Source organism: Plesiomonas sp. (assembly GCF_051650925.1).
Taxonomy (GTDB): domain Bacteria; phylum Pseudomonadota; class Gammaproteobacteria; order Enterobacterales; family CAMTGL01; genus Plesiomonas.
In genome coordinates, this window is record NZ_JBOFRH010000096.1 from 1 (window position 1) to 12,551 (window position 12,551).

The window sequence follows — 12,551 nt, forward strand, 5'->3', positions numbered from 1 at the left end:
CAGGCTCGTTTACGACAGGGGCGGTATCAGCAGACTCTTGAGTTCCCTGTGCGGCTTTGCGCGCTTTTGCCCGTGCGATAGCGGCAGCAACGGCCGCTTTTCGCGGATCAGCGTCTTCAACTTGCGCTGCTACTGGTATTGCAGTAACAGGCTCGTTTACGACAGGGGCGGTATCAGCAGACTCTTGAGTTCCCTGTGCGGCTTTGCGTGCTTTTGCCCGCGCGATAGCGGCAGCAACGGCCGCTTTTCGCGGATCAGCGTCTTCAACTTGAGCTGCTGTGGGTGTTGCAGCAACAGGCTCGGTTACGACAGGGGCGGTATCAGCAGGCTCCTGAGATTCTAGAGCGGCTTTACGCGCTTTTTGTTCACGGGCTTGCTGTTTTCGCATTTCACGGGCAGTAATGGCTGCATTTTGCTCTACGATAGTCCGGCCTGCCAGATCTGTAGTTGACTCATTACGTATTTGAGTAATCTGCGGCACATCAGTGTGAGAGCCTTCTTGCGCTTGAGTCTGTGCTTTTTTTGCTTTAATTCGCTCAAGAGCTGCCTGTACGGGATCTACACCGTCAGTCGATTTTTGTGTACTGCGCCGAGCCTCTGCTGCACGACTAGCCCGCAGTTCACGTTCTTCTTTTTCACGCTGTAACCGCAGTTGTCTTGCCTCAAAACGCTGTTTAGCGACTTCTGCTTTTCGTTCATCACGGCGAATTTCCCACAGCGCAGATTTCTCTTGGCGGTAGTATTGCACCAGTGGAATATTACTTGGGCAGACATAGGCGCAGGCCCCACACTCAATACAATCCATAATATTGTATTGGCTGGCTTTGTCATGATCCTGACCGCGGCTGAACCAGTATAACTGTTGTGGCAATAAGCTTACTGGGCAAGCATCAGCACATGAACTACAGCGTATACAGGCTTGCTCGGGCTGTGGTTGCCCAAATTCGGTGTAGCCAGGTGCAAGTATACAGTTAGTTATTTTGACGACTGGAACATCCAAATGCGGCAAGCTAAAGCCCATCAAAGGGCCACCAACAATGACTTGTGGCGTTTGGGTTGGGCGGAAGCTGGCATGATCGAGCAGATGCTGTACCGGCGTACCTAAGCGAGCCCAGACATTGCCTTTGTCATGAATGGCATCACCCGTCATCGTTACAACGCGTTCAATCAGCGGTTCACCGTTAACAATGGCGCGTTTAATTGCAAATGCCGTTCCCACATTTTGCATTAAAACACCAATAGCTGAAGAGTGTTTTCCTTTGGGCACTTCACAGCCGGTGAGAATTTTGATCAGCTGTTTTGCACCGCCAGAGGGGTATTTTGTGGGAATGATCCGCAACTGAATATCTTCACTTCCACTGAGCGCATTTTTCAATGCGTTGATGGCGGCAGATTTATTATCTTCAATGCCAATAACCACCTGCTCAGGGCGCAGAATATGCCGTAAAATACGCGCACCTTCGATGACCTCATCGGCATAATCCTGCATGAGGCGGTCATCTGCGGTGATGTAGGGCTCACATTCCGCTGCATTGATGATGAGCAGTTTTACCAAATGGCTGCCACTGAGTAATTTGGCGGCAGTCGGGAAGCCTGCACCACCGAGACCGGCAATACCGGCACTGCGGATTTGTGCGATCAAGGCTTCCGGCGTGGCGAGGTGGTAATCATCAATAATCTGCCGTTCATACCAAGTGTCATGACCATCGGGTTGTATCACAACACATAAATCAGGCAAACCGGACGGGTGCGCGGTTGTTCTTGGTTCTATAGCCGTAATCGTGCCTGATGTGGGTGCATGTACCGGTAGTACGCGCCCACCACCGATATAATTGGTCAGTGGCTGGCCTTTTAGCACTTTCTGACCACAAGAGACCAGCAAATCACCACTCTGCCCAGCATGTTGTTGCAGCGGCACAACATAGTAAGGCGCAAGATCAATCCGGCGGATAGGGGTGGCATTTGACTGAGATTTCATCTCGGGCGGATGAATACCCCCGTTGAAATCCCATAGCTGGCCGCTTTGAATAGCTTCGATAACGCTGGACATAACTTAATTGATGACCTTAACAGGAATTGTGTTCAGATCCCATTTCCATGTGTCGGGAGTCTCGTCGACGGGGATCAATTCGATACAATCAGTTGGGCAGGGTGCAACGCAGAGATCACATCCAGTGCAGAGATCACTGATGACTGTATGCAGTGACTTTGTTGATCCGACTATGGCATCAACCGGACATGCCTGAATACATTTGGTACACCCAATACACTGATCTTCGTGAATGAAGGCAATTTTTTTCCGCAGGTCAGCATTGGCCAACTCTTCATTCGCAGCCGGGGGTTCAACACCCAGCAGGTCAGCAATTTTAAGAATCACGCCTTCGCCACCCGGCGCACATTTATTGATTTGCTCGCCCTGACTGACTGCTTCAGCATAAGGCCTACAACCGGGATAACCACACTGTCCGCACTGGCTTTGTGGTAAAATAGCGTCTAGCTGATCAACAATAGGATCAGCATCAACTTTGAATTTGATAGAGGCAAAGCCTAAAAGCACACCAAAAATAAGTGCAAGTACAACCAATGCTAAAACAGCAACTACAATGCTAAACATGCTTATTTAACCAGACCGGTAAAGCCCATAAAGGCCAGCGACATTAAACCTGCTGTAATCAATGCAATTGAAGAGCCTTTAAAGGGAGCGGGGATATCAGCTAATGCCAAACGTTCACGCAGTGCTGCAAACAAAATCAACACAACGGAAAAACCAACTGCGGCACCAAACCCGTAGATCACTGATTGAATAAAATTATGCGACAGGTTGGTGTTAAGCAGTGCAACACCCAATACTGCACAGTTTGTGGTAATGAGTGGTAGAAAAATACCTAACAAACGGTAGAGAACAGGGCTAGTTTTACGCACAACCATTTCAGTAAATTGCACAACAACGGCGATCACTAAAATAAATGCCAAGGTACGTAAATAGCTGATACCGAGTGGAAGTAAAATAAAGTGATCGACAAGATAAGAGCACACTGATGCTAATGTGAGTACAAATGTTGTGGCCAACCCCATGCCGATGGCGGTTTCGAGTTTTTTGGATACACCCATAAACGGGCATAGTCCGAGAAATTTGACCAACACGAAGTTATTGACAAGTACTGTGCCAATAAGCAACAGAATATACTCGGTCATCGGATCTACCTTAGATAACAAAAAACTGCCGTATTATCAGCAATTCTGTGCGATTCGACAACCTAGCAATGAGAAAGAGCGGCAGGTTAATGTTAAAAAAAGGCATTTTATCCTTGATAAAATGCCTTTTTTTATCGGACACATCCCAATAAATGGTTTTGTGTTTCCGTTTTTTATAATTTAACTGACGAGTTTTAACAGCTCTGAGTGATGCACGGATTTTGGTTTTGCGACAACATAGCCCTGAATAGCATCTACTCTAAGGTGAATAAGTGCAGCTTTATCTTCTTGTTTTTCAACATTTTCAGCAATAACACGGGTACCTAAACGGTGTAAGGTATCGATAAACAGGCGCATAACTTGCTGTGTATTTTTATCCGCATCAATGTCGCGGGTATAACGGGGAGCGAGTTTGATAAATGATGGCTTATATTTTGATAAAATAGCCAATCCATCAAATTGTTGACCAAAATTACACAAGCAAACACGCACACCGTACTGGTTCAGCACATTGATTAATTGGCCGGCGTTTTCAGGATAAGTCTGTACTGCTTCTGTCGGGATTTCGATGACCAATAGCTTTGCAATAGTGCTCTCTTGCTCAAGATAATGAGTCAACCAGCGTAAAAAGCCCACATCGTTGACGGTATGAAAACCAAGGTTTACCGCAAGAATTCCTTCACCTTTGAAGCTATTTAGTACGGATTTGATTTTGGTTAACAGCATCATATCCAGTTGCGCCATTCTGCCATGGTACTCAGCCATTGCGATCACTTTCTCTGTTGACATCGCCCCTTTTGAGAAGGTGAAACGTGAGAACAGCTCATGATATTTCGGCATAGTTTCACTGATGCTGAGGGTAGATTGAATCTCAAAAGCAACATCTGCGTTGGCAATTTGCTGATCTAATTCATGATGCCAGTCATCTACCAGTGGTTGCTCAGTGTATTCAACTTGCCAACTGCGATGTGGCAGAGCTGCGACAATGCGTAAGCTGTCTTCCGCATGATTTAGCGCTGATCCCCACTGATTACCGTAGAAACTGACGAATGTGATATTTGCTGCTCGGGTAATGTGGTGGCGTTGCGCGATTTGTTCGAGTGATTGGGCGCAACGCTCGGCAAGGCGCTCAGGATTATCTATCTGGTGGGCAGAGGCAACCCAGGCAAACATAGCGCCTTCAAATCGGTACAATTGACCGAGTGGTAGACCGTGAATAGTTAATTGTTCTGCAATTTCTTGTATAAACAGATCACCCAATTTATTTCCGCCACGCTGGTTCAATTCATTGACGGGAGCTGCATGGATTAACGCTAACCAGTGCTTTGCATTATCTTCGGGGAGCAGTGATAGTTGACGAATAAAATTAGTACGATTAGGCAAACCGGTTAATGAATCACGGTTTACATCTTTTGCTATTAACTCTAAGCGGTGTTGTAGTTCTGCTTTTTCTTGTCGCCAGCCTTGTACATATTGTGCAACCAGTTTGGTCTCTGCGGTATCATTTGGGCTAGCGGCAACATTTAATGTTTGTTCCAGTTTACTCAATCGTTCAGCGGCCTGTTGTTTAAATTGCAAAGACTCGATACTGAACATGCCGGCACAAAATGTGAATAAAAGAACAAGGGTTATTCCAAGCGGTAATGAGTAGGTTGAATGAAAATAAATCAGAGCGGTGATGACCACAAAATAGATAATCACCCGCCAGATTGAGGTCAGCCAAGATATTTTTCTACTCATCGCAATAATATTCTCTTCAGGCAAATGCAGATAATTTGATTATATCAGTGTATTCGCATTTATTATTTTAAAGCGATAATTATTATGTGATTTGCATTCCATAATTAAATGTTTGCGTGCAATTTCAATGGAGTGCAGTTCGAGCCATATAACATATTTCGCGGTATAAAATAGGCTATCCATAAGATTTACAAAGAAAGTTTTCCAAAATTGAAGGGGGACATACATAGATACTGGTCGTTGTCTGCTTTCGCTGTTTTTTTAGCTTAATAAAGTAGTACTGCATGGAGGCATAAGGATGACGAGAGGAGTAGGCGAGCTTGCATAGGGTTGAGACGGAGATGTTAATGGTTTGTTCTTGTGCTAATTGATTTGTTTTATCATGGGATTTGTCAAGTCTATTTTGTGCGATTCAGTCTATTTACGCGTTTAGCTAAAGCAATGATATTAAAGTACATTTAAAAGATTGACTTCTGTTTTTTTCTCTGGAAATGAGAAAGTTATCCACTGAATCTGTGGATAAGTATGTGGGCTATATTAAGACAGTTTGATGAATGCCTTTGATTCTCTCGGTTTGCGGTACACAAGCGGTTTTGCCTGTTTACTGGTGCACTGTGGGTGCAGACGCTATATCACTTATGTGATTTACCGCACAGTAACAGGGTGTTTACAGGCTGTACGTGGGTGAATGAAAATTGAACAGCTTGTGTGGATTAAATGCTATGTTAATTGTATGGATACAGTATTACACGCTGATTTCATCTTATAAACTAGCGTAAGGTAATGAATTTATTTGAAACGACTGGCAGTAACATAATGTGATGCTGATGCGTATTGTTCTATTGAATAAGTTCGTATATTGAAGTTACCTGCGGTGCAGCTAGTGTTCTTTGATTCTATGATCGTATCATTATGATGATTATCTGATTGATTGTGCTTGTTTATGAGTATGTATGTCATTGAAATGGCCTCTGTTGAGGGCGTTGATAGCTCTGGTATAGCTCCGGTATTGATATGGTGTTGGGAAGCAGAGCTTTGGATTCAGGTTTTGGCTATTTTTGTATCCGTTGCTGAAATGCTATATGACTGCTCGGTATAGCAGTATGTGGTAATAGGAAGTGTAATTTTCATTATCAGCGAGATAAGTATTAAAGAACTGCTGGCGTAACGCTATAACATGCTTTTATTACGGTTTGAATATATGCGCGCGTGTTTAATTTAACAGGGTGTGAAATGCTGATTTTTGCATTAAAAGTGTTTTGATACATTGAGTGACTTTGAGTATTTAATTTCGATATTAATATTCAAGTTGTTTTATATTGTACATGAAAGTGTAATTGGTTGTTCTTTGTTTTTTAATATCCCTCTGATAGTTCTTTTTCTTAAATCTCCATTATTTATTCCTTTTGTTGTTTTTCTGTTTATTGTGTTGGTTTATCCCATGAAGCTACTTTTTGCATTATTGTTGCAATTTGAATGGATTAATATCGAAAAGGCTATAGCAATAGTTTTGTGTTCATGTGTTAGCGGCTAATTAGCATGAGCAACACGGGATTCTTGGGTAGAGGCAAACAAACTCGAATTTCGTGATAAAGCCGCGCATAATGGAGAGATAACAAGACAAACTGCAGTAGGGTAAGCATGAGCAAAGCGTTTGAACTTGAATCTACATTCCAGCCTGCCGGTGATCAGCCGGAGGCTATACACGCGCTGATTGACGGTATTGACGCGGGGTTGGCTCACCAGACACTGCTAGGTGTAACGGGGTCGGGAAAGACATTTACCGTGGCAAATGTGATTGCTACCTTAAAACGCCCAACCATGATCTTAGCACCGAATAAAACACTGGCTGCCCAGTTATATGGTGAAATGAAAGCCTTTTTTCCACACAATGCGGTGGAGTACTTTGTTTCATATTACGACTATTATCAGCCTGAAGCGTATGTGCCGAGTACAGATACTTTTATCGAAAAAGATGCGGCAATTAATGACCACATAGAGCAAATGCGTTTATCGGCGACCAAGGCTCTGATGGAGCGCCGAGATGTGGTGGTAGTCGCCTCGGTGTCTGCAATTTATGGTTTGGGTGATCCTGACTCCTACCTGAAAATGATGCTGCATTTACGGCGCGGCGATAAGCTTGATCAGCGGTTTATTCTGCACCGACTCTCTGAATTGCAATATAAGCGCAATGATCAGGCATTTCAGCGCGGTACATTTCGTGTGCGTGGTGATGTGATTGATATTTATCCGGCAGAATCTGATGACCATGCCGTTCGGGTTGAGCTGTTTGATGATGAGATCGATCGCCTGTCAGTGTTCGATCCGCTGACGGGTCAAGTTCAGCAGGAGGTAGTGCGTTACACGGTTTACCCGAAAACCCACTATGTGACGCCGCGTGAAAAGATCCTCGATGCGATTGAGCAGATTAAAACAGAGTTAGTAGAGAGAAAGGCAACGCTGCTAGAGCATCATAAATTGCTGGAAGAGCAGCGGATCAGCCAGCGGACGCAGTTTGATATCGAGATGATGAATGAGTTAGGTTACTGCTCAGGGATAGAGAACTACTCGCGTTATCTATCGGGTCGTAACCCCGGAGAGCCACCTCCGACGCTGTTTGATTATCTGCCGCACGATGGTTTACTGATTATTGATGAATCACACGTTACTGTGCCACAAATCGGCGCTATGTATAAGGGTGACCGATCACGTAAAGAGACGCTAGTGGATTACGGGTTTCGTTTGCCTTCAGCGCTTGATAATCGCCCGCTGAAATTTGAGGAGTTTGCGGCATTAGCACCACAAACGATTTATGTCTCGGCAACGCCTGGAAAATATGAACTTGAACATTCGGGCGGTGACATTATCGAGCAAGTGGTGCGGCCAACAGGGTTGCTTGATCCTATCATTGAGGTGCGTCCGGTAACGACACAGGTGGATGACTTGCTGTCTGAGATTCATCTGCGCACGGCAATCAGTGAGCGCGTATTGGTGACCACGTTAACTAAGCGGATGTCGGAAGACCTTACCGAATACCTTGAAGAGCACGGTGTACGCGTACGTTACCTGCATTCGGATATTGATACGGTTGAGCGTATGGAGATTATCCGTGATTTACGTTTGGGGTTGTTTGATGTGCTGGTGGGGATCAACCTTTTGCGCGAAGGGTTGGATATGCCAGAGGTCTCACTGGTGGCGATTTTAGATGCCGATAAAGAGGGCTTTTTGCGATCTGAACGCTCATTAATTCAAACCATTGGTCGAGCGGCACGGAACCTGAACGGTAAAGCGATTTTGTACGGTGACAAAATTACCCCTTCAATGGCTAAGGCGATCAGTGAAACCGAGCGTCGGCGTGAGAAACAACAACTGTTTAATCAGCAGCATGGTATTACGCCACAAGGGTTGAACAAGGCAGTCGCTGATGTACTGGATGTGGGTTCACGGGTATCTGCAAAAGCCAAAGGAAAAAATAAAGGACGAAAAGTGGCAGAATCAGCGCCAGCGTATCACGCTATGTCTGCCAAAGAGCGTGAACACGAATTGCGTACATTGGAACAAAAAATGTATCAGCATGCGCAAAATCTGGAGTTTGAAGAGGCCGCGGCACTGCGTGATCAACTGCAACGGCTTAGAGAAGAGTTCATACAGTTATCATAAGCCGTTTGATGAGAGCGGCGTATTAACCGCAGCGTACCAATATCAGCGCAAGGCCTGCTCAATGGCCTGTTTTAACAACTGACGATCGTGGCGGTAGGGGATATCGGCCGCCTCGAGCGTGGTTTGTACGATCCGGCGGTTTTCTAGCATACTAACATCAATATGTGGGCTGACGACTACGCCAGTGATACAGCGGCGGCCAATGTGTCGCTCGATAATATCGAGTTTCTCACTAATATTCAGCGTTGCGGCAGGGCTGTGCTCTTTGGCCAGATTGCCGATATAAACCACATGTGCGGCATTTGCATGGCGAATTGCCTCGGCAATTTCGCTGTTTAGCAGCGGGGGCAGCAGGCTAGTCATAAAACTGCCCGGTCCGATTAAAATTAAATCAGCACGCTCAATTGCCGTTACCGCTTCGCGTGTTGCCGGAACGGGGGGCACTAACTCTAAAGACAGCGGTAGCTCGGTCAAGGCATCAATATTAACCTCACCAAATACCGACATGCCATCAGCGCATACGGCGGCCAAATCAACAGGGTGCTCTGACATCGGAATGATATGAGCATCTACTTTCAATAATCGCCGCACCAGATTAATGGCATCCAAAGGCCGAACGCTCAGATCATCAAGCGCTTTGAGCATTAAATTGCCCAAATTATGCCCCGCCAAATCTCCTTCACCGGTAAAGCGGTACTCAAACATGGCTGAGGCCACGGTCGGCTCAGAGATCAGCTGATTAATGCAGTTACGGGTATCTCCCCAAGCTATACCGCCTTCCGCCATACGAATACGGCCGGTTGACCCACCGTTATCGGTGGTGGTGACAATACCGGTCAGGCGGTGGCTCAGAGAACCTAAAGAAGAGAGGACACGGCCTAACCCGTGTCCACCGCCAATGGCAACAACATGATTTAAATCTGCAAGCATGGGGGTACGCATAATAAAGTCAGTATCAGATAACGGTAAGATACAAGAAGAGAGCTGACCATAAGAAATAATCTCACCAAACTCAATCAATAATGTTGACTGACCGCACGTTATGCTATGTGTTTGCTGCTTATTTAATCCGTTCATCGGGCAATAGCACCAAATGGCCTTCCGTATCAAAGTACCAGCCTTTGATAATATGGTGCGCTGACATGTCTTGAAAACCGGCTAATACTGTGTGTGCTTCGGTTAGTGCTGTCTCATCATCATAACCGTGCATACGTTTGAGATATTTGGCCAGTTCGGTGATACCCACAGACTCGGTAATGTTGCTCATATCCACCCCGTATAATAAATACAAGTCTCTGTTATGAAGCGTAGACGGTTTTCATTATATTGGCGTGTGGTTACGTCTCTTTTTCCTTCCCTTAAAACGTTTTTCGGCGCTTTAGTCTTGCTCTGAAAACAAAAACAGCAATTATTTATGGGAAGATGAACAGAAGCGAAAAAACAGGCTGGGCAGCCTGCGAAGCTTGATCAAGTTAGAATTTTTACCCGATACCCCGTGATGATGATTGTAATTTTGCTACACAGATACATAAAATAGCGATACGCTTTACATATATTGTGGTTATGTCGTCAAACTCACTGCATGCAGTGGACATTGCCGCCAAAAACTCCGAAGCCCTCTTGCCTAAGTGCAGCCATTGTTTGGCTGAATACGGGAAGTTGGCCGTGGTTCAACGAGCCACCGGGTTGGGGCAGAAATGCCTTGGCCTCCCGACATTTGGAAAGGTGTTTTAAGGTGCAGCAACTTAAAGATACGTTTAACCGCGAGTTTTATTACTTGCGGCTGTCAATTACTGATGTGTGTAACTTTCGGTGCAGTTATTGTCTGCCTGACGGTTATAAACAGACCTCTAAAACGGCGTTTTTATCTCCGGATGAAACCCGCCGGATCGCGCACGCCTTTATTGCCTCGGGCACCGATAAAATTCGGCTGACCGGCGGTGAACCAACATTGCGTCGTGACTTTCTTGAAATTGCCGAAGGTATCAGCACCATTGCTGGGTTACGGACCTTGGCGCTGACCACCAACGGCTACCGCATGGCCAAAGATGTTGCCCGCTGGAGGGCTGCTGGTGTTAATGCACTTAATGTGAGTGTCGACAGCCTAGATCCGCGCCTGTTTCATTCGATTACCGGTGAAAACAAATTACGGGAAGTCATGGCAGGTATTGATGCTGCGTTTACCGCTGGATATGACAAAGTCAAAGTGAATACGGTGCTGATGAAGGGGTTAAATGATCGTGGCCTGAATGATTTTTTAGGTTGGATTAAAGAGCGCCCGATTCAATTGCGCTTTATTGAGCTGATGCAGACCGGTGAAATGGGCGAGCTGTTTGCAAAGCACCACCTTTCAGGGGGCGTAATCCGCGATATTCTGCTGCAACAGGGTTGGCAACCGGTGGAAAAACAACGCAATGCGGGGCCGGCACAGGTTTTTCGCCATGAAGACTACTGTGGTGAAGTTGGCCTTATCATGCCGTATGAAAAAGATTTCTGCCAAAGTTGTAACCGCTTACGGGTCTCGGCAACCGGTAAATTGCACTTGTGCCTGTTCGGGGATGAGGGCATTAACCTGCGGGATTTACTGACCGAAGATCAGCAACTTCCGTTGTTGCAACAGCGTTTACAGCAGGCGTTACTGAGTAAAAAACAGACCCATTTCTTGCATGCCGGTAATTCTGGCAGCACACCGCATCTGGCATCGCTGGGCGGATAATAAAAAACCAAGATTACTATAATGATAGGAAGGAGTGACACCATGGGACACGCAATTGCTGATTTTCAACCTGCAATGCTGGCGGTACTGACCGTATCAGATACCCGTACTGAAGAGAATGATACTTCAGGCCAGTTTCTGGTGAATGCCGCGACAGAGGCAGGGCATCAGGTTGTAGCAAAAAGTATTGTGCCTGATGATGTGTATCAGATCCGCGCCATTGTTTCTGCATGGATTGCCAACCCACAGGTTCAGGGCATTTTGATCACCGGTGGAACCGGTTTTACTTCGCGTGATACGACACCTGAAGCTGTACGTGTGTTGTTTGATAAAGAAGTGGAAGGTTTTGGTGAGCTGTTCCGCATAGTGTCATATGAAGAGATTGGTACATCAACCATTCAGTCGCGCGCGATTGCGGGTTTTGCTAACCATACGGTGATTTTTGCTATGCCAGGCTCAACCGGTGCATGCCGCACTGCGTGGGAAAAGATCATCTGCGATCAGCTCAATGCCAGCCATCGCCCGTGCAACTTTATGCCTCATCTGAAAGCGTAATATCGGGAAGCGTATGACTGAGTTTACCCATATCAATACCCGTGGCGAAGCCAATATGGTTGATGTTTCAGCCAAAGATGAAACAGTGCGAGAAGCGCGAGCAGAAGCATTTGTTGACATGGCCGCTACTACACTGGCAATGATTATCGGTGGGCAGCACCACAAAGGTGATGTGTTTGCCACCGCACGTATTGCTGGAATTATGGCGGCAAAGCGTACGTGGGAGCTGATCCCACTGTGTCACCCGTTATTGCTGTCTAAGGTGGATGTCAGCATTGTGGCTGAACCGGAAAAACAGCGGGTACGCATTGAAAGTGTGTGCCGTTTGAGCGGTAAAACCGGTGTTGAGATGGAAGCATTAACGGCAGCTTCGGTTGCGGCGCTGACCATTTATGATATGTGTAAAGCGGTGCAAAAAGACATGATCATCAGTCAGGTGCGGTTACTGGCAAAAAGTGGCGGTAAATCGGGCGAGTTTAAGGTGAGCGAATGATTCGAGTGCTTTTTTTTGCGCAAGTGCGTGAGCTGGTGGGCGAAGATATGCTAACACTGAACGCGGAATTTGCCACGGTGGAAGCGTTGCGGCTTGAACTCTCTGCGCGCAGTGATAAATGGGCATTGGCGCTAGAGAAAGAGAAACTGCTGGTGGCAGTAAATCAAACGTTAACGCCGTTAGACACCCCGC

At 46.1% G+C, this 12,551-nt stretch carries 11 protein-coding genes and 1 riboswitch; of the genes, 5 read left to right on the forward strand and 6 right to left on the reverse strand.

Going from position 1 to position 12,551, the window contains the following annotated elements; genetic code table 11:
• From rsxC to ACRC27_RS02115, 4 genes are all read right to left on the reverse strand, one after another.
• On the reverse strand, positions 1-2,050 hold a 2,050-nt coding region (rsxC, locus tag ACRC27_RS02100; protein ID WP_438639079.1), incomplete at its 3' end, for an electron transport complex subunit RsxC.
• A gap of 3 nt (positions 2,051-2,053) precedes the next feature.
• The gene (gene rsxB / locus ACRC27_RS02105; protein ID WP_438624035.1) at positions 2,054-2,614 is read right to left on the reverse strand and encodes an electron transport complex subunit RsxB; all 561 of its coding nucleotides are present in this window, start codon (positions 2,612-2,614) and stop codon (positions 2,054-2,056) included.
• A gap of 2 nt (positions 2,615-2,616) precedes the next feature.
• Positions 2,617-3,195, reverse strand: a complete 579-nt coding sequence (gene rsxA, locus ACRC27_RS02110; protein ID WP_438624034.1) for an electron transport complex subunit RsxA — start codon at positions 3,193-3,195, stop codon at positions 2,617-2,619.
• A gap of 180 nt (positions 3,196-3,375) precedes the next feature.
• Positions 3,376-4,935, reverse strand: a complete 1,560-nt coding sequence (locus ACRC27_RS02115) for an EAL domain-containing protein (RefSeq protein WP_438629382.1) — start codon at positions 4,933-4,935, stop codon at positions 3,376-3,378.
• Positions 4,936-6,576: 1,641 nt separating this feature from the next.
• Between ACRC27_RS02115 and uvrB the strand changes: the two genes are divergently transcribed.
• A complete protein-coding gene (gene uvrB / locus ACRC27_RS02120) occupies positions 6,577-8,595 on the forward strand; it encodes an excinuclease ABC subunit UvrB (protein WP_438624032.1) in 2,019 nt (672 codons plus the stop codon).
• Between the two features lie 42 nt (positions 8,596-8,637).
• Here uvrB and ACRC27_RS02125 read toward each other — a convergent pair whose 3' ends face one another.
• On the reverse strand, positions 8,638-9,537 hold the full coding sequence (locus ACRC27_RS02125) for a gluconeogenesis factor YvcK family protein (protein ID WP_438624105.1): 900 nt from the start codon (positions 9,535-9,537) through the stop codon (positions 8,638-8,640).
• Positions 9,538-9,655: 118 nt separating this feature from the next.
• Positions 9,656-9,862 (reverse strand): hypothetical protein, encoded by a 207-nt coding sequence (locus ACRC27_RS02130; protein WP_438624031.1) that lies wholly within the window; start codon positions 9,860-9,862, stop codon positions 9,656-9,658.
• Between the two features lie 328 nt (positions 9,863-10,190).
• Positions 10,191-10,339: riboswitch (molybdenum cofactor riboswitch) on the forward strand.
• On the opposite strand from ACRC27_RS02130, the gene moaA reads away from it, so the two are divergent.
• The 4 genes from moaA to moaD form a co-directional block, all read left to right on the forward strand.
• Complete coding sequence (gene moaA, locus ACRC27_RS02135) at positions 10,331-11,311, forward strand: GTP 3',8-cyclase MoaA (RefSeq protein ID WP_438639080.1); 981 nt, start codon at positions 10,331-10,333, stop codon at positions 11,309-11,311. It overlaps the preceding riboswitch by 9 nt.
• 42 nt (positions 11,312-11,353) lie before the next feature.
• Positions 11,354-11,866 (forward strand): molybdenum cofactor biosynthesis protein B, encoded by a 513-nt coding sequence (gene moaB / locus ACRC27_RS02140; RefSeq protein WP_438639081.1) that lies wholly within the window; start codon positions 11,354-11,356, stop codon positions 11,864-11,866.
• A gap of 13 nt (positions 11,867-11,879) precedes the next feature.
• Positions 11,880-12,359, forward strand: coding sequence for a cyclic pyranopterin monophosphate synthase MoaC (gene moaC / locus ACRC27_RS02145; protein ID WP_438624027.1), 480 nt, complete (start codon positions 11,880-11,882; stop codon positions 12,357-12,359).
• A partial coding sequence (gene moaD / locus ACRC27_RS02150; protein ID WP_438639082.1) for a molybdopterin synthase sulfur carrier subunit occupies positions 12,356-12,551 on the forward strand: 196 nt, incomplete at its 3' end. The genes moaC and moaD, both read left to right, overlap by 4 nt.